16 protein-coding genes and 1 pseudogene are annotated in these 21,125 nt (G+C 71.4%); 8 read left to right on the plus strand and 9 right to left on the minus strand.

The window, feature by feature from the left end; translation table 11 throughout:
• Positions 1 to 4 precede the first annotated feature (4 nt).
• Entirely contained in the window at positions 5 to 2,698 is a 2,694-nt protein-coding gene (locus ACFY1J_RS11665; RefSeq protein WP_390731223.1) for a LuxR C-terminal-related transcriptional regulator, read from the minus strand.
• 220 nt (positions 2,699 to 2,918) lie between these two features.
• Between ACFY1J_RS11665 and ACFY1J_RS11670 the strand changes: the two genes are divergently transcribed.
• The 3 genes from ACFY1J_RS11670 to ACFY1J_RS11680 all read left to right on the plus strand — a co-directional run bounded on the left by ACFY1J_RS11670 (position 2,919) and on the right by ACFY1J_RS11680 (position 7,164).
• The gene (locus tag ACFY1J_RS11670; RefSeq protein ID WP_390705993.1) at positions 2,919 to 4,376 is read left to right on the plus strand and encodes a purine-cytosine permease family protein; all 1,458 of its coding nucleotides are present in this window, start codon (positions 2,919 to 2,921) and stop codon (positions 4,374 to 4,376) included.
• Between the two features lie 79 nt (positions 4,377 to 4,455).
• Positions 4,456 to 5,445, plus strand: a complete 990-nt coding sequence (locus ACFY1J_RS11675; RefSeq protein WP_390731134.1) for an aldo/keto reductase — start codon at positions 4,456 to 4,458, stop codon at positions 5,443 to 5,445.
• Between the two features lie 633 nt (positions 5,446 to 6,078).
• Positions 6,079 to 7,164, plus strand: coding sequence for a glycerophosphodiester phosphodiesterase family protein (locus ACFY1J_RS11680; protein WP_390731135.1), 1,086 nt, complete (start codon positions 6,079 to 6,081; stop codon positions 7,162 to 7,164).
• Between the two features lie 61 nt (positions 7,165 to 7,225).
• Here the strand turns inward: ACFY1J_RS11680 and ACFY1J_RS11685 are convergent, their stop codons facing one another.
• Positions 7,226 to 7,699: an SRPBCC domain-containing protein gene (locus ACFY1J_RS11685; RefSeq protein WP_390731136.1), complete on the minus strand. Its 474-nt coding sequence runs from the start codon at positions 7,697 to 7,699 to the stop codon at positions 7,226 to 7,228.
• Between ACFY1J_RS11685 and ACFY1J_RS11690 the strand changes: the two genes are divergently transcribed.
• The gene (locus tag ACFY1J_RS11690; RefSeq protein WP_390731224.1) at positions 7,698 to 8,204 is read left to right on the plus strand and encodes a carboxymuconolactone decarboxylase family protein; all 507 of its coding nucleotides are present in this window, start codon (positions 7,698 to 7,700) and stop codon (positions 8,202 to 8,204) included. The two genes, ACFY1J_RS11685 and ACFY1J_RS11690, sit on opposite strands and share 2 nt — an antisense overlap.
• A gap of 89 nt (positions 8,205 to 8,293) precedes the next feature.
• Here ACFY1J_RS11690 and ACFY1J_RS11695 read toward each other — a convergent pair whose 3' ends face one another.
• From ACFY1J_RS11695 to ACFY1J_RS11710, 4 genes and pseudogenes are all read right to left on the minus strand, one after another.
• Positions 8,294 to 9,040, minus strand: a complete 747-nt coding sequence (locus ACFY1J_RS11695) for an aminotransferase class IV (protein WP_390731137.1) — start codon at positions 9,038 to 9,040, stop codon at positions 8,294 to 8,296.
• Between the two features lie 4 nt (positions 9,041 to 9,044).
• Positions 9,045 to 9,309: pseudogene (locus tag ACFY1J_RS11700) on the minus strand (hypothetical protein); the annotation flags it as partial.
• Positions 9,310 to 9,491: 182 nt separating this feature from the next.
• Positions 9,492 to 10,139, minus strand: a complete 648-nt coding sequence (locus ACFY1J_RS11705) for a class F sortase (RefSeq protein ID WP_390705989.1) — start codon at positions 10,137 to 10,139, stop codon at positions 9,492 to 9,494.
• Positions 10,140 to 10,263: 124 nt separating this feature from the next.
• A complete protein-coding gene (locus tag ACFY1J_RS11710) occupies positions 10,264 to 10,818 on the minus strand; it encodes a hypothetical protein (RefSeq protein ID WP_390705988.1) in 555 nt (184 codons plus the stop codon).
• Between the two features lie 339 nt (positions 10,819 to 11,157).
• Between ACFY1J_RS11710 and ACFY1J_RS11715 the strand changes: the two genes are divergently transcribed.
• Both ACFY1J_RS11715 and ACFY1J_RS11720 read left to right on the plus strand, forming a co-directional pair.
• Entirely contained in the window at positions 11,158 to 12,066 is a 909-nt protein-coding gene (locus ACFY1J_RS11715) for a DUF6424 family protein (protein WP_390705987.1), read from the plus strand.
• A 103-nt stretch (positions 12,067 to 12,169) separates the two neighbouring features.
• Positions 12,170 to 14,665 (plus strand): Helicase associated domain protein, encoded by a 2,496-nt coding sequence (locus ACFY1J_RS11720; protein WP_390731138.1) that lies wholly within the window; start codon positions 12,170 to 12,172, stop codon positions 14,663 to 14,665.
• On the opposite strand, the gene ACFY1J_RS11725 is transcribed toward ACFY1J_RS11720, so the two are convergent.
• Positions 14,662 to 15,927 (minus strand): beta-ketoacyl-[acyl-carrier-protein] synthase family protein, encoded by a 1,266-nt coding sequence (locus ACFY1J_RS11725; protein ID WP_390731139.1) that lies wholly within the window; start codon positions 15,925 to 15,927, stop codon positions 14,662 to 14,664. The two genes, ACFY1J_RS11720 and ACFY1J_RS11725, sit on opposite strands and share 4 nt — an antisense overlap.
• 148 nt (positions 15,928 to 16,075) lie before the next feature.
• Entirely contained in the window at positions 16,076 to 16,534 is a 459-nt protein-coding gene (locus ACFY1J_RS11730) for a flavodoxin family protein (protein WP_390705984.1), read from the minus strand.
• A gap of 89 nt (positions 16,535 to 16,623) precedes the next feature.
• Between ACFY1J_RS11730 and ACFY1J_RS11735 the strand changes: the two genes are divergently transcribed.
• Positions 16,624 to 17,322 (plus strand): lipoprotein, encoded by a 699-nt coding sequence (locus ACFY1J_RS11735; RefSeq protein ID WP_390705983.1) that lies wholly within the window; start codon positions 16,624 to 16,626, stop codon positions 17,320 to 17,322.
• Between the two features lie 59 nt (positions 17,323 to 17,381).
• On the opposite strand, the gene ACFY1J_RS11740 is transcribed toward ACFY1J_RS11735, so the two are convergent.
• The gene (locus ACFY1J_RS11740; protein WP_390731225.1) at positions 17,382 to 19,379 is read right to left on the minus strand and encodes a DUF1996 domain-containing protein; all 1,998 of its coding nucleotides are present in this window, start codon (positions 19,377 to 19,379) and stop codon (positions 17,382 to 17,384) included.
• Positions 19,380 to 19,794: 415 nt separating this feature from the next.
• Here ACFY1J_RS11740 and ACFY1J_RS11745 point away from each other — a divergent pair, with 415 nt between their 5' ends.
• Positions 19,795 to 21,120 (plus strand): C40 family peptidase, encoded by a 1,326-nt coding sequence (locus ACFY1J_RS11745; RefSeq protein ID WP_390731140.1) that lies wholly within the window; start codon positions 19,795 to 19,797, stop codon positions 21,118 to 21,120.
• Positions 21,121 to 21,125: the final 5 nt, after the last annotated feature.

Below are 21,125 nucleotides of genomic sequence, written 5' to 3' on the forward strand. Positions count from 1 at the left end.
GGAGTCACAGCAGTCCCAGTTCGCGTGCCCGGCGCACGGCGTCGCTGCGCCGGTTCACCGCGAGCTTCCGGTAGACGCTCTTGAGGTGGGTCTTGACGGTGTTCACCGAGACGAACAGGTCGGCGGCGATCTCCTCCGTGGACATCATCTGGGCCAGCCGTTGCAGCACGTCGCGCTCGCGTCCGCTCAGTTCCTCCACGATGAACGGCGCGGGCTCCACCGTGATCCGCGGCGGCCCGCCGTGCCGTGGACCGTCGGAGGTGAGCCAGCCCTCGGTCAGTCCCTGGAGCGGGGCCGTGCACAGGAGCCGCCGGACGCGTGGTCCGGCTTCGAGGAACGGCCGCCGCAGCCGCTCCCGCCGGGCCTCCCGGAGTGCCTGGGCGACGAGTCTGCGGGCGGTGTCGGTGTCCCCCTCCTCGTCGGCGGCCTGGGCGCGTAGCAGCGCGGCCCGGACGGTGACCGCGGGACCGGACCGGCCCTTGGTGCACAGGTGGTCGAGCAGATCGATCGCCTCCCGGCGGCGCCCCGCGGCGAGATGGGCGCGCGCCACCTGCACGGCGCACGCCGGCTGGTCGTCGTAGGGCACCTGCTCCAGCACCTCCGCGGCGCTGTCGGGCCGCCCTTCGGCGAGGTGGGCGGCGGATGTGATGAGCGCCGCGTGGCCCTTTGCCCAGGGAGAGGGAACGTCGGCGGGGACGGCGGGGTCGGCCGCCGCCACGGCGGCCTGCGCGTCTCCGCGCGCCAGCAGCAGACGCGCCGCCGCGATGGACCTGCCCGCCGCGGTCACGGGGTCCTGGACGTCGGGGCTGGCGTCGGCCGCCTCGTCGAGGAACGCCTGGGCCCGGGCCAGTTCGTCCCGGTCGACGGCCACGGCGGCCAGGACCAGCCGCCCGATACCGCAGCCGGACGGCTGGGGCAGGCCGACCCGCTCCGTCTCCGTCATCGCCGCCAGGGCCTTGCGCTCGGCACGGCCGGGCCAGCCGTTGAGGTAGTCGATCAGTGCCAGATGGCCCAGGGACTCCTCCCGGGGCAGCGCCGTCGAGGCTCCGCCGGGGCCGCCGACCACCGAGGACAGGGCGGCGCACGCGTCGTCGAAGCGCCCGGCCCACAGGCGCGCCGAACCCAGGTGCGTCAGCAGCAGGGCGGTCAGCTCGGGGTGCTTCTCCAGCAGGTGGGCGGGTATCTCGTGGCGCAGCTCCGCGGCCGTCTCCACGGCCTTCTCGGCCTTGCGGGGAGAACCCGTGAGCCGGGCCGCCAGGGCTTCCAGCAGCGCACAGCTCAGCCACGCCGTCAGGTCGGACCCGTCCGTGGCGAGCCGCTCCTCGGCCTGGCGCAGATGGGTCAGGCCCCGGTCGAGGTCGTGCCGGGACAGGTCGCGCGCGGCGCGGACCAGCTCCGCCGCGGGGCTGGTGGTCTCCGGTCCCATCCGGGAGAACAGCTCGGTCAGGTCGTCACAGCGCAGGCCGGTGAAGAGCTGCCCGATCGCCAGGTCGTCGACGAGGGCGCCCGCGGTGAACTCCCAGTCGCCCGCGGCCGCGCCATGGGCCAGGGTCTCCGGCAGCGAGCCGGAGCCGCGCAGCCACTCGGCGGCCCGCCGGTGGAGTTCCGGTTCCAGACCGGGCGAACGCGCCCGCAGATGGGCCCGGAGGATCTCCGCGAACAGCGGGTGGAGCCGGTACCAGGTGTGTCCGAGGTGCTCGACGAAGGCGTTCTGGCGGTGCAGCTCGGCCAGGACGGACGCGGCACCGGCCTGCCCGGTCAGTGCCTCGGCGAGGTCGGGACAGAACCGGTCCAGGACGCTGACGCGCAGCAGGAGGTCCTGTGTCCGGTCCGTCTGCTGTCTGAGCACCTCCGCGAGGAGGAAGTCGGCGACGGCGCTGCGGTCGGCCTCGAACTCCTTCAGGTACATCGCGGGATCGGGGCTCTCCTGAGCGGCCAGGGCGCACAGCCGCAGCCCCGCGGCCCATCCCCGGGTGCGGTCCACCAGGGAGCCGGCGGCCTCCACGGGAAGGGCCAGACCGTGCAGCTCCAGCAGGGTGGCCGCCTCCTCGGGGGTGAAGGCGAGCTCGGCGTTGCGGATCTCGGTCATGGCGTCCGCCGCCCGGTAGCGGTGCAGCGGCAGCAGCGGTTCGGTGCGGGTGACCAGGACCAGCCGCATGCCGCTCCCCGCGTGGTGCAGGACGAATTCCAGCTGGTCCGCGATCTCCGGCGCGCTCACGTGGTCGTACTCGTCGAGTACGACCACCACCGGGCGCTCGCGGCCGCTCAGCTCGGCGGCGAGCCGCGCCAGGAGCTTGTGGTCCACCCGGGTCGCGTCCGCCGGGCAGCCGACCTCGCCGGACACCGGCACGCCGACGGCGCGCAGGGCCTGCAGCAGATAGGCCCAGAACATGCCGGGGCCCTGGTCGCCCGCGTCGTTGGTGAGCCAGGCGACCGTCTCCTCGATGCCCGCGGCCCAGTCGGCGACCAGCAGGGTCTTGCCGGCCCCGGCCGCGCCGTTGACGACCGTCAGGGGCGTCCGCAGCGCCTGGTCGAGGTGGCCCGCCAGACGCTCGCGGCGCAGGAAGGTGGCAGGCACCGTAGGCAGGGCGAACCGCGTCTGAAGAAACGGTTCTCCCAGGGGATCGACGTACGCGTCGGTCGCCGATCCCTCCTCGTTCTGATCAACCACGGCCACTGCGCTCACCACCCCGTCCATCAGGCCATGGGCAGCGCTTTCCCGCTCAATGATCCCATTCATCCCAGACATGCGCAGAACTCACATCACACACCTGCGCAGAACTCACATGGTCGAACCATCCGGACTCGGCCGGCAGCACCATCCGGCCGATCGGGTCCGATTGACCGGTGGGGCCCCGCGGAGGAATGTGGCCACAGAGGTGTACCAGCACTCACTCAGGGGGCACTCGGGAGGCACCGTGACCACCTCAGCGCAGCCGCGGGTGTCGGGCCTGGAGATCCGGTCCATCGACTACGTCCCCCTGGACGAGCGCCACGGCAAGCTGTGGCACCTGGGCCCGCTGTGGTTCATGTCGAACGCGCAGATCGCCACGCTGGCGGTCGGACTGATCGGCATCACCGAGGGCGGCAACCTCATCTGGTCGCTCCTGGCGATCGTCACGGGCACCCTCATCGGCACGTTCTTCATGGCCTTCCACTCGGCCCAGGGTCCGCAGCTCGGGCTGCCCCAGATGATCCAGTCGCGGCCGCAGTTCGGCTATGTCGGGGCCCTGCTGGTGTGGCTGTTCGCGTATGTGCAGTACGCGGGCTTCAACGTGTTCAACACCATCCTCGCCGGCCAGGCCCTGCACACGACGCTGCACGGAGGCGTCAAGCTGTGGGTGGCCGTGGTCACCGTGATCGCCCTGGTCGTCGCGCTGGTGGGCTACGACATCATCCACAAGGCCGAGCGGATCCTGACGTACACCTTCCTGGTCGTCTTCGGGATCTTCACCGTGGGCGTCCTGGTCCATCTGCACTATCCGCCGGGCTCCTTCGACCTGAGCGGCTTCAAGTGGACCCCGTTCCTCGCGCAGTTCGGCGTGGTCGCCGGCTACCAGATCAGCTGGGCCATCTACGTCTCGGACTACTCGCGCTATCTCCCCCCGGATGTGACGGTCCGCAAGACCTTCTACTGGACCTACTTCGGATCGGCACTCGGCGGTATCTGGCTGATGGTCCTCGGGGCGCTGCTGGCCGCCGAAGCCGGCAAGGGCTTCGAGACGATCGCGTCGATCGACGCCGCCGGTGACGAGGTGTTCCGCGGCTTCGGCGCGATTGTGCTGCTGTTCGCCGCCCTGGGGCTGGTGTCGGTCACCGCGCTGAACATGTACGGCGGGTCGCTGACCCTCATCAGCGCGATCGACTCGTTCAGACGGGTGCGGCCGACGCTCGGTGTGCGGCTGCTGACCATCGGGCTCACCGCGGCGCTCTCCCTGGTCGGGGCGCTGGCCGCGACCTCCCACTTCCTGCAGAACTTCAGCAACTTCCTGCTGCTGGTGCTCTATCTGTTCATCCCGTGGACCGCGGTGAACCTCATGGACTACTACGTCGTACGGCGCGGGCACTACGCCATCGCCGAGATCTTCAACCCGTACGGCATCTACGGCCGTTGGGGTTTGCACGGCATCGTCTCCTACCTGGTGGGATTCGCCGTCATGATTCCCTTCTTCTCGGTGGGCACCCTCTTTGTCGGCCCCGCGGCCAAGGCGCTCGACGGCGCGGACATCTCCCTGTTCATCGGGTTGCCGGTCTCGGCGCTGCTGTACTGGTGGCTGACCCGGTCGATCGACGTGGCGGCCGAGCAGCGGGTGGCCGAGGCGGAGGCAATCGAGCTGGAACGGGCCGCGCACGAACACCGCGAACCCTCGCCTTGACTTCGAGAGCACTCCAAGTCCTAACGTCCCGGACGTAACGGCACGACGATCAATTCCGCAAGGAAAGGCTGGGACTCCCATGGAACAGCGCACTCTGCGAGACCTCCGGGTATCCGCCATCGGCCTCGGCTGCATGGGCATGTCCGCGTTCTACGGCTCCACCGATCATGACGAGGGCATCAGGACCATCCGGCGCGCACTCGAACTGGGCATCGACTTCCTCGACACCGCGCAGCTGTATGGGCCGCTCACCAACGAGAGCCTGGTCGGCGAGGCGATCAAGGGGCATCGCGACGAGTACGTCGTCGCCACCAAGTTCAACTACCGGATGGACGACGCCGTTCCGGGCGACATGAGCACCGTCGGCCGGCAGGACGGCTCCGCCGAGCATGTACGCAGCTCGGTCCACGGCTCACTGAAGCGGCTCGGGACCGACTACATCGACCTCTACTACCAGCACCGCGTCGACCCCGATGTGCCGATCGAGGAGACCGTCGGTGCCCTCGCGGAGCTGGTCGCGGAGGGCAAGATCCGTCACATCGGTCTGAGCGAGGCCGGTCCCGAGACCCTCCGCCGGGCGAACGCCGTCCACCCGATCACGGCACTGCAGACCGAGTACTCGCTGTGGACGCGGGACCCGGAGGCCGAGGTGCTGCCCACGTGCCGGGAGCTCGGGATCGGCTTCGTCCCCTACTCCCCGCTGGGCCGCGGCTTCCTCGCGGGCCGGTTCTCCTCCCCCGAGGACCTGGACGAGGGCGACTTCCGCCGCACCGGTCCGCGCTTCACCGGCGACAACCTGGACGCCAACCTGCGGCTCGCGGCGAAGGTGAAGGAGATCGCCGCGGAGAAGGACGTGACCCCGGCACAGCTGGCGATCGCCTGGGTCCTGGCACAGGGCGACGACCTGGTCCCGATCCCGGGCACCAAGCGACGCACCTACCTGGAGCAGAACGCCGCCGCGGTGGACGTCGAACTCACCAAGGAAGACCTGTCCCGCATCGACGCCGAACTCCCGCAGGTGTCGGGCGAGCGCTACAACGAGGCCGGCATGCGGAGCGTGAACCTCTAGCGCGGGCCGTGTTCCCCTTGCCGGCGCGGGAATTCCGGGCTGGGGCAGGGATTCCGGACGGGGTCGGGGATTCCGGACGGGAGCGGTCCGTAACGCGCTGCAGTCTGCTCGTCGGGCGGGCAGCGCGCCGAACGACTGCGCGAGCGGCCCGGCCGCGACCGCGCGGGGACTCGGCCGACCAGCGGCCCGGCGGTCGCCTCGGCGACGAGCCGGCCGACCGGTGCGCGGTCGATCCCGCGGACGGCGTACGCACGGGTTCCGCCGGCGGGCAGCACCTGTGCTCCGGCCCGCGCCACGGTCCCGTTCGCAGCCGAGCGCGGTGCCCGCGCATGACGTCGCCGAGTTCGGGGCTGTAAGGCCCAGCAGATGACCGAAGCGTCGTGGGCCGGCTAGCGCAGCCGCTCGTTTCAGAACGACGTCGTCCCTGTCGAATGGGGGGCTGGTGAGTCGCCCCATGCTGCGTCGAACTCCCGTGCGCGGCAGCCGAATCGGCCGGACTCACAGGTTCCGCGGGGAGCGGCCGACCGCGGCGCGCAACGCGCCGTTCACAGGAGCATCACGCCCACGCCCTTCCGCAGGTGCGGGGCGGGACTACCGTCGTCTGTCCGCCCGAACCGACACGAGTGAGGTTTCATGTCCGCAAGACGCATCCTCGCCGGCCTGGCGCTGGTGCCGGTGTTCGCGTTCCCGGTGGCCGCCCACGCGACGACGTCCGGCCCTGCCGGTGTGCCGCCGGTGCCGGCCCACCAGGCCCGCTTCGATCTGCAGGCCCACCGGGGCGGTATCGGCATGACCACCGAGGAGTCCCCGGAGGGGTTCGGCAAGGCGATGCGCCTCGGGGTGTCCACACTGGAGCTGGACACCCACGTCACCAAGGACCAGAAGGTCGTGGTCAACCACGACCGGCAGATCAGCGCCGTGAAGTGCCGTGACACCGCGCCGGTCACGCCCGGCGACCCGATGTACCCGTACGTCGGGAAGTACATCAAGGATCTGACGCTGGCCCAGATCAAGACCATGGACTGCGGCTACCAGCAGCTGCCCGGGTTCCCCGAGCAGGAGGTGGTCAAGGGGTTCCGGATGGTCGAGTTGAAGGACGTCCTGAACCTGGTCAAGAGCTATCACGCCAAACAGGTCAAGCTGAACATCGAGACGAAGGTCGAGGCCGGCGCCCCCGAACAGACCGCGCCGCGCGAGCTGTTCGTCCGCCGGGTGTACGAGGAGATCCACCGCTCGGGCATCGAGGACCAGGTCACCATCCAGTCCTTCGACTGGGGCGCGCTGAAGGTGATGCACCGGCTCGCCCCCAAGTGGCCCCTGGTGGCGCTCACCAATTACGACTTCCTGCAAGTCGGTCAGCCCGGAGCCTCGCCGTGGCTGGGCGGGATCGACGCGGACGACTACGACGGCGACTTCGTCAAGGCGGCCGCCACGATCCCGGGTGTCACGACCCTCTCCCCCAACTACGGCTTCCCGCAGAGCGGCAAGGTCGGCGACCCGGGCTTCCGCTTCTACTCGGACGCCGCCATGATCACCGAGGCCCACGCCCGGGGTCTCAAGGTCGTGCCCTGGACCTGCGACGACCCGGCCACCGTGGAGGCGCTGATGGACTTCGGCGTCGACGGCATCATCACCAACTACCCCAATCACGTACGGCAGATCATGGCCGACCGTGGCATGCGCCTGCCCCGGCCGTACCACCCGCACCGGGAAGCCTGAGCACGCACGACGGAACCCGCCCCCGGCACGCGGGGCGGGCTCCCGGCGCCCGAAGAGGAGGTCAGGTGGTCGCCGGTGCGGTCCGCTCGACCAGCCGGGCAAGCTTGTCGAGGGCCATGCGGGTGCCGAGTTCGTTGTCCTCCCGGGGGATCTCGTCGGGGATCCCCTCGTGCACCATGACGACATCGGTCCCGCCGTCGGCCCCGGTCAGCGAGGTGGTCAGGGTCATCGGGCGGCGCAGGGCGTCGTCGTCCGACTCGAACTCGATTTCCTCGACGACCAGTTGGTCCGGTACCAGGCGCGCGAAGTGCCCTCGGTACGTGTCCGTGCGTCCGCCGGACTTTCCTGGGACGCCCTGCTCGTCGTGGACGAGCGAAACACGGAAGGCGCCGCCTTCGCGGGCGTCGAACGCGTGGACGTGGGCGGTCATGCCGTCGGGCACGCGCCAGGCGGCGATCGCGTCCGGGTCGACCAGGGCCCGGTAGACGACGGCCGGCGGCGCCTGCAGATGCCGGGAAACTCGCGTGGCGTACATGCCCCCAAGCTACTCCGCCCGGCCTCCCACCGGGGGCACCGAAAGCACTCCGGGATTTCTGGTTCTCCCCATCCCCGCTCGCTTTCCCCTTTCCGCATACAGAGTTGCGCCTATGACAACAACCATCTCCCCCGCCCGCGTCGCCCTCAAGAAACTGGAGCTCGTGAGAATTCGGGCGTCACAGCTGAACGGGTGCGCTTTCTGCCTGGACATGCACACCAAGGACGCGCGCGCCGGGACGGAGCAGCGGATCTACGCGCTCAACGCCTGGCGCGAGACCCCGTTCTTCTCGCAACGGGAGCGTGCCGCACTGGCGTTGACCGAGGCAGTCACGCTGGTGCAGGACGGCCACGTACCGGACGAGGTCTACGCGGAGGCGGCCGAGGTGTTCGTCGAGCCGCAGCTCGCCGCACTCATCTGGGCGGCCACGGTGATCAATGCGTACAACCGGATCGCCATTGCGACCCGTATGGTTCCGGGCGCCTATCAGCCCGCCCCGAAGTAAACAGAAATCCGCAGTACACGGAAATCCGCGCACAGTGAATCGCGCCGGGCCTTTTCCGAATCAGGCCCGGTGCGATTTCATCTCATATTTCAGTGCGCCTGGGGAAGCGGCTCCATCATTTCATCGAGCCACGCTCTCCATTCCGGTGCGCGCACTGCGTGCCCCGCATTCATCGACCGGCCCAGCCAGGCCGTGACGGGCCGGATTCCGTGCAGCGCGTTCACCACCCAGACTTCTCTGCCGTCCAGTTCCGCGAGGGTCCGTTCGCGATGGGCGACGCGCACGCCCGACTGCCGCGCGCGTTCCTGGACGAGCCCGATCGTGACACCGGCCAGGACGGGCAGCTGAGGCGGCGGCAGGCACAGGACGTCGCCCTCCCACCACACAAGACTCGCCGTCGCGGCCTCCAGCACCAGCCCGGTCGGCGCGACCAGGAAGGCCTCGTCGGCGCCGTGTGCGACGGCCCGCTTGCGCAGGCGGGCCAGGGCGGGCAGGTCCGGTCCCTTGCGGCGCGGGAGAGTGCGGGGATCGGGCTGCCCGGTCGCCCACACCCGTACGTCCTGCGCGAGGGGCTGGGCGGGCCGCAGACGAAGCCTCAACTGCTGTGATCCAGAGTTGAGTTCGGCCCGGGAGAACCAATCACCGACGCGTGGCAGCGCCGCGGTCACGTCCTGCCAGAACTCCACGAGCCGGCGCAGGGGCGGACCTTTGGCGCCCTCGCAGTCGGCGCAGGCGCGCAGGAAGCGTTCCCGGTGGCGCTCGTGGCCCCGCATGCGTCCGTCGCGCAGCAGGCACGAGTCGGCGACGAGCAGCCGCCCGTCGGCGTGGCCGCCCACCTCACGGCGGGAAAACCGCGCTCATATTCACGAACCACAGCTTCCGTTTCGGTGGCGGGCGGGGTGCCTCGGGCGCCGGGTTCCGGGCGGTCCGGGAGTCGAACCAGGTCTTGGACCCCTCCATGACCCGGCGTCCGGTCTCCCGGGCCCACATGCCACTCCGCGCCTCCGTCGACGAGTACGCCGCCCCCGAGGAACCCCGGTTGACCGGCACCCGCGCGCAGCACGGCCCACCCCCAGGCATGGAAGTCGGCCTCACGGCCCGGCATCACGTGATACGCCACGGTGACGGTTACGGGCCTGGTCACGCCATTGATTACGCACAACCGTCACAGCACGTTCAAACATTGGCTTTTCTGGGGCGTCTGCGGCATTCAAAGTCCGACCACCCGAACAAAAGCGACCGCCCCGGCCCGCCGTCCTCGGGGACGGGCAGGCGCGGGGCGGGTGGTCAGACGAGGTGGGCGAAGACGACGAGGTTCTCGGTGTAGTCCCCGACCGCCCGGTCGTAGTCCCCGGCGCAGGTGATGAGGCGTGCCTCGGCGCGGGGAGAGTCGCCGTACACCCGGTGGCTGGGGAACTGGTCCTTCTCGAAGGTCTCGGCGCTGTCGACCACGAAGGTCGCGTTCTTCCCGTCGGCCCGTGCCACCGAGAAGTGGTCCCCGGCCTCGAGCTCCCCGAGGTCGGCGAAGACGGCAGCGGACGTGGTCGTGTCGACGTGCCCGGCGATGATGGCGGTGCCCGCCTCTCCGGGCGAGACTCCCCTGGCGTACCAGCCGACGAGGTTCACATCGTCCCCGGGCGGTGGCAGGAGCTGCCCCGACGGGCCGATGGTGAGGGTGGTGAAGGGTGCGTCCACGTCAATCTTCGGGATGAGCAGGCGCGTCGGCGAGGAGCGGGGCAGATGTCTGCCGACCGGGTGCGCGGTGGGCGAGGACCCGCCCGCCTGCGAGGTGTCGGACGGCTTGCCATGACCGCCGATCGCACTGGCGGCCACGAGCAGGATCGCGACACCCCACATCACCATGCGCATGCCGGAACGGGCGTCCGGTGCGCCGGGCTCCGGCTCGCCGGGGGTCGCGGACGGAGAAGCTGCCATCGGACTCCACCTCACTAGGACACGGCAGCACAGCGGTCACGGCAGCGAGCGGTCGCGGCGGAGGGGAAGCCGACCGCCGGCACGGTGCGCACACGGCGGCGGCCTCGGCTCGGTCGGACGCGGGTCAGGAGGCCTGCTCGGCGGCCTTCTTGCGGCGCAGTGCGTACAGGCCGGTGGCACCGACGGCCAGTACCGCCAGCCCGCCCGTGGTGACACCACCCGGTGCGGCGAGGCCGCCGCCTCCGGTGTGCATGCCGCCGCTGGGCTTGTCGGAGTCGTCGCCCCACGAGTCCTTGCCGCGGTCGCTGTCCGACCCCTCGTCGCTGTTGTTGCCGGAGTCCTTGTTCTTGTAGGTCTCGGGGTCGTACTTGCTGTCGCCGCTGTCCGAGCTCCTGTCGTCGCTGCTCAGCATGGCGAGCGCACCGCCACCCGTGTGCATGCCGCCGCGTGGCTCGTCGCGGCTGCCGTCGTCCTCGTCCTCCTTGCTGTAAGAATCGCCCTTGCCGTGAGAGTCACCCTTGCTCTGGGAGTCGCCCTTGCCGTGCGAATTGCTGTCCTCCTTGCTGTAGGAGGAGTCGTCATGGCTTTCGTCACCTCCGGAGGCAAGGGCCACTGGAGCGGCGATCGCGAGGGCGGCGGTCGCGGCCGCCGTGGCCAGGATCATGCGGGCAGAACGCATGTGGGAGTCCTTCCGCCGTGGCCCGGGCAGCCGACACTCCATCAGCTGGAATCACCCGGCCCCGACATGAACCACCGTCAGTCAGGCCCCCGAAGCACACCATCCGGGCCGCCCAGCCGGGTTACCAACACACCCCGGCCAGCCCCTTCTGCGCCGGGATCCGAGACACGGATGGCGGTATGAGCGGGCGGTACCGGTGCGAAGCCGGTCCGCCGAGCCGCGCACGCCGGACTGCTCCGTTCGAGTCGACGTCCCCGTTTTCCGGGCGCACGATGAAGTCAGGGGTAGTTCGCGCCGCGGGCCGCACGCGAGCCCGCGGTCGGCACGAGGAGGCAAGCCATGACCGTCGCCCCTGCGCGAGGGAGGTCCCGCAAACCGGTCACGCTCCCGCTCGGCGGAGTCGAATCGGAGAACCATCCCTGGCGCATACGTCTGGTCGAGCATCCCAAGCGCTTCGAGTCCTCCTTCTTCCGCGCGGCGAAGCGGGCCGCACAGCAGATCCTGCGTGAGGTGAGCGACGACGACCTGCCCTACGGTCCGCGGCCGCCCGCCCCGGAGCACTGGGAGATGCACCACGGCGGCAGCCTCTGGGTCAAGGGGAAGCGGGGCTGGCGGATGTACCGCGCCCGGGTGGGCATCGAGTGGAGCATGCAGTTCTGCGCGGAACCGGTGAAGGTCGACCGGCTCCGGCGGGAGGCGGCCGAACTCCTCGACGCCTTCCCGCTGACCCTGCCCGCACTGCGGGACCTGGGCTACGAGGAGGCGGAGGAACTGCTGCGCACCCCGGTCAAGGACGCCGACGGCGTCGAGGCGTGGACCGACTCCCTCTTCAACGCCTGCGTGCCGATGAGCCGTGGCAACCACCAGGGGATCCTGCCCAAGGTGCCCGGCGAGCACCACTACCCCTGGCCGGTCAAGGGCGCGGACTTCGTCCGGTACGACGACTTCCAGCTGTGGGTGACCCTGCCCGACGGCACGCATGGCGCCGTCGCTCCGGTGGACCGGCGCGGCTCCGGCGACGGGCATGTGCGGCTGGCCTTCGTGCCCGAGGGCAGCGAGGCGGCCCCGGCGCTGGCCCGGGCGCAGGACCTCGGGCTGATGGCGGTGCTGCCGCCCAACAGCTCGGCCGCCCTCCAGGCGTTCTCGGCGCAGATCACCCCCGGCAGCCGCACCGCTGCCGTCACACCGACCGGCCACACGGCACGACACGGCGGCACGCACCCTCCGGGGGACCGGCGCTCCGGCTAGGACCTGCCGCCTCGGACCTCCTGGATCCAGCCCCTTCGCTCTCCTCGCCACGGGCCTCGTCGGCCTCGCCGACGGGGCCCGATGTGTCGGTGTCCGGTGGACTATGGTCGCTTGCGTGAGACTACGCCCCCACCAGCGCGAAGCCGTGGACGCGGTGGTACGCGCACTCCAGCCGCCGACAGGAGCGTCCCTGCCCCCGCGTGGGCTCAGGACCCAGGTGGTCATGGCGACCGGGTCCGGGAAGACCCTCGTGGCGGTCCGCGGTGCCGAGGAGCTGCGCGCGGGCCGGGTGCTGGTGCTGGTGCCGTCGCTGGACCTGCTCGCCCAGACCGAGGCGGCTTGGCGTGCGGGCGGCCGCCGGGGGCCGATGATCGGGGTGTCCTCGCTCCGGGGCGACCAGGCGGTGTTCCCGAACACCACGGACGCGGGGGAACTGGTCGCCTGGGTGCGCCCCTTCGACAAGGTCACGGTCTTCGCGACGTACGCCTCCCTCGGTCTGGGCACGCTGGAGCGGGCGCACGCCTCCGGCCTGCCGGGCTGGGACCTGATCGTGGTCGACGAGGCGCACCGGACCTCGGGGCGGATCGGCAAGCCGTGGGCGGTCGTGCACGACAACGCGCGGATTCCGTCGCTGCGGCGGCTGTACATGACCGCGACGCCCCGGCTGTGGCAGCCGGAGGAGGACCAGCCGGCGCAGGGGGTGCCCGGTGAGCTGGTCGCCTCCATGGACGACGACCCGGACGGCCCCTTCGGCGCCCGCTGCCACACGCTGACGCTGTCGGCGGCGATCGACCGGGGGATCTGCGCGCCGTACCAGGTCGTGTGCGTGGACGTCACCGACACCCAGCTGCAGGCCGCACAGCTGCTCGGCATGGAGGGCCGCACGGACGAGATGCGCGGGGCCCGGCTCGCCGCTCTGCAGGCCGCGCTGGTGAAGGCGGCCGGCGAGGAGGGGCTGCGGCGCACGCTCGTGTTCCACCACCTCGTGCGGGAGGCCGAGGCCTTCGCGACGGGTCTGCCGGCGGTCGCGGCGCAGCTGCACGCGGCCGAGCCCGGCCGCTACCCGCGTACGGTGTGGGCCGACTGGCTGTGCGGCGACCACGCGCCCCAGCACCGGCGCGGGGTCCTGGACGACTTCGCCCGGGTCGGCGGCCGGACCGACAGGGCGTTCCTGAGCTCGGTGCGGGTGCTCGGCGAGGGCGTCGACACCAAGCACTGCGACTCGGTGTACTTCGCCGACGTCCGCGGCTCCATGCCCGACCTCGTGCAGGCCGTGGGGCGCGCGCTGCGCATCCGGCCCGGTGAGGGCAAGATCGCGTCGCTGGTGGTGCCGGTGCTGCTCGGGCCGGGCGAAACACCCGACAACATGCTCACCAGCCGGGCCTATGCGGGCCTTGCCCGGCTCCTGGAGGCGCTGCGCGCCCATGACGCGCGGATCGTGGAGCGCCTGGCGGAGCCGCAGGTGCCCAGCCACTCCCCCAAGGGCCGCAACGTGGGCGGGGCGGGCGAGGAGCCCGGCGGCGCGGAACTCCCGGGCGTGAGCGCCCCGGCCAGGGCCCTGCTGAAGTTCTCCACCCCGCGTGATCCGGCCCGGCTGGCCGCCTTCATCGAACTGCGGGTGATCAACCCGGAGCACGCGCACTGGCGGCGCGGCGTCGAGGCGGCCGGCCTCTACGCGCGCGTGCACGGCGACCTGCGGGTGCCGTTCACGTTCCGGGTGCCCGGGGGCGAGGAGGCGGCGGCCGAGGGGTGGCCGGTCTCGCTCGCCGGGTTCCCGCTCGGACAGTGGATCGCCGACGCCCGCCGCTTCCGTACCCGCGGCACCCTCGACGACGACCGCGCCCGTCTGCTCGAACAGCTCGGCATGGTCTGGTCCCACTTCGACCTCGCCTGGGAGGAGGGGCTCACCGCCGCCCGCGCGTGGGCGGCCGAGCACGGGCACCTTCTGGCGCCCCATGACGCCACACACCAGGGGTTCAGGATCGGTATCTGGCTGAAGAACCAACGCGCCGCCGCGCGGAAGGCGGCCGAGGACGAGGAGCGGCCGGACGAGGACGCGACGGCGGCACCGGCGGCGGGTGCGCTGTCCGAGGAGCGGCGCGAGCAGCTCGACGAGATCGACCCCGCCTGGTGCCCCGCCTGGCCGGTGGAGTGGCAACGCCGCTTCCATCTCACCCGGCTCCATCTGCAGGAGGGCGGACAGCTGCCCACCGCCGCGGGTGAGGCCGTACGACAGGGAGAGGACCTCGGCCGGTGGGTGGGCGCACAGCGCCTCGGCTGGGAGGGGCTGACCGTCGGTCAGCAGTGGCTGTGCGAAAACGTTCTGGGGATCGGGCCCGCCGCCGCGGAGGAACGGCCGAAGCCACGTGTGTCGCACGCGGCCACATGGGCGGTCAACCTGGCCGCCGCCGCGCAGTTCTTCGAGCGCGAGGGCCATCTCGGTGTCCCGCGCAAGCACGTGGAGACCGTCACCGTCGGCTCCGGCGAGGACCGCCAGGTCAAGCTCGGCGCCTGGATCAGCAACCAGCGCAGCCGCGCCGCCGCGCTCGCCCCCGAACGGATGCGGCAGCTGACCGACCTCGGCATGCGCTGGGCCTAGAGCGGTACCGGTGAGGCGGCCGTGAAGGCGAGTACGGCGTTCTGCCCGCCGAATCCGAAGGAGTTGCTCACCGCGTGCTCCATCCGGTGCGACCGGGGCGCCTTGGCCACGACGTCCAGGTCCATGGCCGGGTCGAGCGTGTCGAGGTTGGCGGTGGGAGGGATGACCTGGTGCCGGAGCGTCAGCACGGTACAGGCCGCCTCGATGGCGCCGGCGCCGCCGATGGCATGGCCGATGGTGCCCTTGACGGCGGTGACGGGCGGCGGGCGGCGGAAGACCTGGCGGAGCGCGTTGTGTTCGGCCGTGTCTCCCTGAGGTGTGGAGGTGCCGTGGGCATTGATGTGATCGATGTCCTCGGGGGCCAGTCCGGCGTCGGTCAGGGCGCCGCTGATGGCGCGTGCCGCGCCGTCGCCCTCGGGGTGCGGGGAGGTGAAGTGGTGGGCGTCGCAGGACGCGCCGAAGCCGGACAGCAGGGCCTGCGGGCGTACGCCCCGGGCGCGGGCGTCCTCGGTGCGCTCCAGGACGAGGACCGCGGCCCCTTCGCCGAGCACGAATCCGTCGCGGTCCCGGTCGAACGGGCGCGATGCCGCCCGCGGCTCGCCCGCCCGGCGGGACAGGGCCCGCATCTGGGCGAAGCAGGCGGCGGTCATCCGCAGCCGGGCCGACTCGCTGCCCCCGGCGAGTACGAGGTCGCAGTGACCGGACAGCAGCCAGTCGCGGGCCAGGCCGATGGCGCTGGTGCCCGAGGCGCACGCGGTGCTGACGGCCATGTTGGGGCCGGTCGCGCCGAGGTCGAGCGCGATCTCGGCCGCGGCCATGTTGGGCACGCTGCGGGGCAGGGCGAGGGGTGAGATCCGTTCCGGCTCCAGGTCCGCGAGCCGGTCGAACTCGGCCTGCCAGCTCTGCATGGACCCGGTACCGACGCCCATCACGACGCCCACGCGCGCTCCGTCCCAGCCCGCCGGGCGGAGCCCGGCGTCGGCCACGGCCTCCCGGGCGGCGAGCAGCGCGAAGGTGGTGAAGCGGTCGAGGCGGCGGCTGAGCCGGTGCCCCAGCAGGGTGCGTACGTCGACGTCGGGAACCCGGCAGGAGAAGGCGACGGGCAGCCCGTGGAGGCCCGGGTCGGCCGTGGCGGTGGAGATCCCGGCGCAGAGCCCCGCCCAGGCCTCGTTCCTGCCGACACCGGCCGGAGTGACCAGCCCCAGACCCGTGACGGCCACCGGCGGCCGCCGCAGGGAACGCCGTGGATTCACCAGCTGCATGAGCGGTGATTATCGATGGCCCGTGCGCTTCCGCCCGCTTGGGCCACTCCGTTCGGCCGAGAGGCGAACGCGCTACCACCCGGATGCGGGAACGGTCCTGCCGGACCGGTCACGACGCGAGCCGCGGCGGCTGACCGGGTCCGGCTCGTCAGCCCTCGGACATCAGTCCCGCCGCGATGGTCGCGCCCAGTTCCCAGCACGCCTCGATGTCGGACTTGGCGGGCTCACCGGTCACGGTCACCGCGTCCGCCGCACGCCGCCAGCCGAGGCCCGTGGTGATCGACTCGATCCCCCGCACGGCTCCGGTGACGTCGTTGCCGCCGTGCACGTAGTAGCCGAAGGGCCGGCCCCGGGTCTCGTCCAGGCAGGGGTAGTAGACCTGGTCGAAGAAGTGCTTGAGGGCGCCCGACATATAGCCGAGGTTCGCCGGCGTGCCGAGCAGATAGCCGTCGGCGGCGAGCACGTCGGACGCGGTCGCCGACAGCGCCGCCCGCCGCACGACCCGTACACCCTCGATCTCGGGCGTCGTCGCACCGGACACGACGGCCTCCAGCATCGCCTGGCAGTTGGGCGACGGCGTGTGATGAACGATCAGCAAGGTAGCCACACCCCGAACCCTGCCGTGGCGGCCCTTCCGCCCGCAAACGGCGGTGCGGCGCTGTCGGTACCCTTGGATACAGTGTCCCACCTGGATCGATGGGGTGGGAGACGGTGTTGCGGATCACGATGGGGACCGTGCGGGGCGGACTGGCCCCTGTGCTGTTGCTGGCGGGTGTGCTGACGGGTTGCGGCGAGTCGCCGGAGCAGGACCCGAAGCCTCCGGCGACGGCTCGGGCCGAAGAGACGACGGGCGCGGCGGCCAAGAGCGGTGGCACCATCGGCGCCGCCGGCTCGGCCTGTGAGCTGCCGGTCACCTTCGCCCTCGCCAAGGGCTGGAAGGCCAAGGCCGTCGACTCCGGTGCGGCGTCGGGCAGTTCGGGCGGCTCCGACAACGAGCTCGCGGAGGATGTCGCCGACGCTCTCCTCCACCAGGGTCCCGTGACGGCCGCGTGCGAGATCGACGCCAAGCCCGCGGGGAACATCGGCTTCCTGCGCGTGTGGACCGGCTCGTCGGCCGACGCCGACGCACGCACCGTACTGCGGGCCTTCGTGGCGGCCGAGGACAACACGAGCAAGGAGAAGTACCGCACGTTCAAGGCGGGCGACCTCTCCGGCGTCGAGGTGGAGTACCTCTACACCAGCAAGCTCCTGGACGAGGTGAAGAAGGAACGCGCCCTCGCCGTCAGCACTCCGGACGGGCCGGTCGTGCTGCACCTCGGCGGGCTGGACACGGAGGAGCACGAGGCGATGCTCCCGGCGTACGAACTCGCCAAGCGCACGCTGCGCGTGGCCTGAGCGGTCCGGGTGCCCCTTCGTGCACCCGGACCACGACGGCCGACCGTCGGCGGCGGACGTCACACGGAACGGCGTCCCATCCGGCGCAGCACCACGAAGCCCGCGATCACCAGCAGCGCGCCGAGCCCGGCGGGCCACAGGTTGGCGCCCGTCTGAGCGAGTCCGCCCTGGGCCTGCGGCTGGGTCTGCACGGCGGCTGCCGACGGGTTGTTCGCCGCGGCGGCCGGAGTCTGGGCCGGCTCACCGATCTCGGCGGGCTGGGTCGCCTGACCTCCGCTGCCCTTGTCCGAACCGCTCGTGCCCGAGTCGGTCTTGTCGGAACCGCCCTTGCCGGAGCCGGAGTTCTGCGAACCGCCCTTGCCGGAGTGGCCCTTGTCCGAGGTGCCGTGCGTGGGTGACGAGGAGCTGTACACCCGCGGCAGCTCACTGGCGGGAGCCGTCGCCGTACCGGCGTCCGTCGGCTCGGCGGACGGCGGGTCGGCCGGGGCCTGAGTGGGCTGTTCGGTCGCGGTGTCGCCGGGAGCCGGCTCCGCACCGTTGCCATTGCCGGGCGAGGCCGGGCTGGAGGCCGGCGGCTCGCTGGGGTTCCCGCTCGGGTCCTGACCGGGGTCGGCGCCGGCACCGCACGTGCGACCGGAGTTGATGCAGTCGACCATCTCCTTCATCAGGTTCTCGTCGAAGACGTTGATGAAGTCGCCGTGGTCCGTGACCGGCTTGTGCAGCTGCTCGGGGAAGGAGTCCACGGCGAACAGCGGCACCGTCCGGCCGCCGTCCTGGAGGCTCGGCGCGTCGACGTCGTAGACGATGCGCTGCACCAGCTGCGGAATGGCCTCGAACCCGTTCGGGCAGTTGCCCTCGGCGTCGGCGAACGCCACATGGGTACGGTGGTTGGCGCTGTCGATGTTGCGGCCGTCCCAGCAGCTCTGGAACTTGAACGTGCGCACGACGTCGCTGCCGGAGGGGCACAGCGGGTACTTGTCCTTGAGCTGCCGGTCCTCGAACCCGGTGCAGCTCCACGACGCGTTGGCGTTGGCGGGGCCGTTGACGAACGCCTTGGCGTCGCCGGTGATGATGCGCAGCAGGCGCGGCATCTCCGTGACCTTGCTGCGGGGGTTGCCCACGAAGGTCAGCGTGACCTGCTTGGGCGTGACGATCTGACCGGCGTTGCCTTCGGTTCCGCCGCCGGGAGCGCCGGCGTCCCGCTCCTGCTTGCCGTTCTGCAGGCGCAGCACGGGCCAGTAGTACGTGGACCGGTCGCCCTTGTCCACACACGTCGTGTCGCCGTTCGCCAGGTCGTCGTCACTGGCGAAGGCGTTGTTGGCCTGGTTTCCGACGTAGTCGTGGAAGTGGTGGGCGCCGTTGGAGACTCCGGGGGCGACGATCACGTTGTCGGAGTTGAACAGGCCGTTCGCGTTGACGCCGCAGCTGCTGCTGAAGGTGCCGCGGGAGGCGTCGGACTGCGGGGCCGGGGTCTGCGCGTTGGGCTGGACGGAGGTGATGTCCGCGTAGTCCGCGACCACGGGGCCGTTGCCGGCCTGGCCGCCGTTGCCTTGGCCGCCGTTGCCCTGGCCGCCCCCGGTCTGCCCCTGGCCGCCGTCGGCCGGGCTCTGGCTGGGGGCGCCCTGCCCCGTGTCGCCGCCGGTCTGGCTCTGGTTGCCGGAAGGCTGCAGTGTGCACGCCGCCATGTCGTCCAGACCCTGCGGACGGTCACCCACCTGGTCGATGGCGTCCGAGATGCGCCCGATGGCCTCGGTGCGCTTCTCCTTCAGCGGGTTCATGATCGCGTCGTCGGCGGACCCGGAGTTCTGCTGCTTGGCCTGTCCCCACTGCTGCAGTTGCTGGTAGGCCGCGGCAACCTGCTGGTCGAGGAGGGCGAGTTCCTTGTCGACGCTCTCCTTCGCCCCGTCCGGCACATCCGTCAACCGGCTGCCCACGTCCGGGCAGTCGATCGTCGCGCCGGCGGCCAGCACCTGGCCGGTCTGGCTCGACTGGTCCGAGCCGCTCTCGGTGGCGGAGGCGTAGACGTTCGCCGCGATCAACCCCCCTCCGCCCAGCATCAGTGCGACCGCTGCGAAGGTCGCGCGTCGTGCGCCTGTCGGGCGTCTGCGCGTATTGCGTCCCACGGAAGTACCTCTGGTCTCGTCGAGGCCGGCTCGGCATGGAAATCCCCCGCCTCATACGGACCCGAAGGCGACCGTGTTCAACGGCCCCAGAGATTCATCGCAACCTCACAGAGAACGGGGACACCGGCGACGACGCGGTGTTGATCGTCGTACGGCTCTGTGTCACCGAGGACCCCCAGTACCGAACCTCCAAGCGAATGTCACAAATACGTATCGGACATTTCACACGTCAACCTTCACGCGAGGCACACAAGTTGGCTAGGTTGACGACCAGGCCGCACGGCTCGACCGCCCGGACCCGACAGCTGACTCGGGGGGCGGAGTGGAGTACGGAAGGAGTACGTCTCCCATGGCGACGGAGAGCCGCGACGAGGTTCGGCAGCGGATCGACAACCTCTACGACCGGGCCGAGAACGCCACGGGGAACTACAACGCGACCCGCGCGATGTCCGCGGGGAACCGTGGCCGCGGAGTTCCGCTCCGCAAGCGGCCGGGCGGGGGCGCCGATCCCGAACTCGACCAGGTGACCCGTCAGTGGTTCGACGCGGCGCGCTCCAAGCTGGGTCCGACCGTGCCCGCCGTACTGCCTGCCGACCGGAGGCTCCAGCAGCGCTCGTCCGGGAATCGCGGCGCCGCTCCGGCACGGGGTGGCTTCCCCGGTGGTGAGCTGGAGAAGGCCGCGCGGCCTCTGCCGCCGGAGCTGACCGCCGGGTTGAGCGGCCGGCCCATCGCGGAGCTGCCCGGCCGGTCCGTGCCGGAGCTGCCCGGCCGTCCCATCGCCGAGTTGACCGCCCGGCCGGTCGCGGCACTGCCGGCCGCACCCGAGCGGCGGCTGGAGCTGGAGGCGGCCCCCGGCGCGCTGCTTCCCGCGCCCGCCCCCGGGCCGCGTCGGCCCTCACCGGCCGACTCCAAGGGGCAGAACCAGCGCAAGCTCACCGCGGCGCGCGACCTCCTGAGCCGGTACGCCGCCCGGAGCAGCGCCCCGATCGCCGCGATCGAGTCCCTGCCGCCCGCACAGGAATCCTGGTTCCCGCAGTCGGCCCTCGGCACGACGGACTCCTTCGCCACCGGCACCCTGCCCGTCCAACCGGCCGTCCCCGGCGCGGCGATGACCCCGTTCGCCACGGACCCCCTCACCGGCACGGGCTCCTTCGCGACCGGCACCCTGCCCATGCAGACGGACATGCCCGCCGTCACGGCCGACCCCTACGCAACCGACCCCTACGCAACCGGCTCCTTCGCCACCGGCGCCCTCACGGACACCGGTTCCTTCGCCGCCCCCGTCGGCGCGGGTGGCGTGTCGGAGTCGGCGTACGGCGGCAAGGCCATGAAGGCGCTCGCCTTCGCCCGCGCGCAGATCGGCAGGCCGTGTGTCTGGGGCGCGATGGGGCCGGACTCGTACGACTGCTCCAGCCTCACCCAGGCCGCGTGGAAGGCCGCCGGGGTCGCGCTGCCGCGTGCCGCGGCGGAGCAGGCCCACGCGGGGACGCCGATCGCGGTGGCCGACATCCAGATCGGTGACCTCGTCGTCTTCTTCGACAACGCGAGCCATGTCGGTTTCTGCACCGGCAACGGAATGATGATCCACGCGCCGGGCCCGGGCTCGTCCATCCGCGAGGAGTCGATCTACGGCGCCGGGGAGTCGGCGATCCACCAGGTGATCCGGCCCGCGTGAGGCGT

This window comes from Streptomyces sp. NPDC001406 (assembly GCF_042895285.1).
In the GTDB taxonomy this organism is placed as follows: Bacteria; Actinomycetota; Actinomycetes; order Streptomycetales; family Streptomycetaceae; genus Streptomyces.

Coding starts and splice junctions, on each gene's coding strand:
- ACFY1J_RS11665 (WP_390731223.1), bottom strand. CDS start 2,698: ATGGACGGGGTGGTGAGCGCAGTGGCCGTGGTTGATCAGAACGAGGAG.
- ACFY1J_RS11675 (WP_390731134.1), top strand. CDS start 4,456: ATGGAACAGCGCACTCTGCGAGACCTCCGGGTATCCGCCATCGGCCTC.
- ACFY1J_RS11680 (WP_390731135.1), top strand. CDS start 6,079: ATGTCCGCAAGACGCATCCTCGCCGGCCTGGCGCTGGTGCCGGTGTTC.
- ACFY1J_RS11690 (WP_390731224.1), top strand. CDS start 7,698: ATGCCCCCAAGCTACTCCGCCCGGCCTCCCACCGGGGGCACCGAAAGC.
- ACFY1J_RS11685 (WP_390731136.1), bottom strand. CDS start 7,699: ATGTACGCCACGCGAGTTTCCCGGCATCTGCAGGCGCCGCCGGCCGTC.
- ACFY1J_RS11705 (WP_390705989.1), bottom strand. CDS start 10,139: ATGGCAGCTTCTCCGTCCGCGACCCCCGGCGAGCCGGAGCCCGGCGCA.
- ACFY1J_RS11710 (WP_390705988.1), bottom strand. CDS start 10,818: ATGCGTTCTGCCCGCATGATCCTGGCCACGGCGGCCGCGACCGCCGCC.
- ACFY1J_RS11715 (WP_390705987.1), top strand. CDS start 11,158: ATGACCGTCGCCCCTGCGCGAGGGAGGTCCCGCAAACCGGTCACGCTC.
- ACFY1J_RS11720 (WP_390731138.1), top strand. CDS start 12,170: ATGGTCGCTTGCGTGAGACTACGCCCCCACCAGCGCGAAGCCGTGGAC.
- ACFY1J_RS11725 (WP_390731139.1), bottom strand. CDS start 15,927: ATGCAGCTGGTGAATCCACGGCGTTCCCTGCGGCGGCCGCCGGTGGCC.
- ACFY1J_RS11735 (WP_390705983.1), top strand. CDS start 16,624: ATGGGGTGGGAGACGGTGTTGCGGATCACGATGGGGACCGTGCGGGGC.
- ACFY1J_RS11740 (WP_390731225.1), bottom strand. CDS start 19,379: ATGCTGGGCGGAGGGGGGTTGATCGCGGCGAACGTCTACGCCTCCGCC.
- ACFY1J_RS11745 (WP_390731140.1), top strand. CDS start 19,795: ATGGCGACGGAGAGCCGCGACGAGGTTCGGCAGCGGATCGACAACCTC.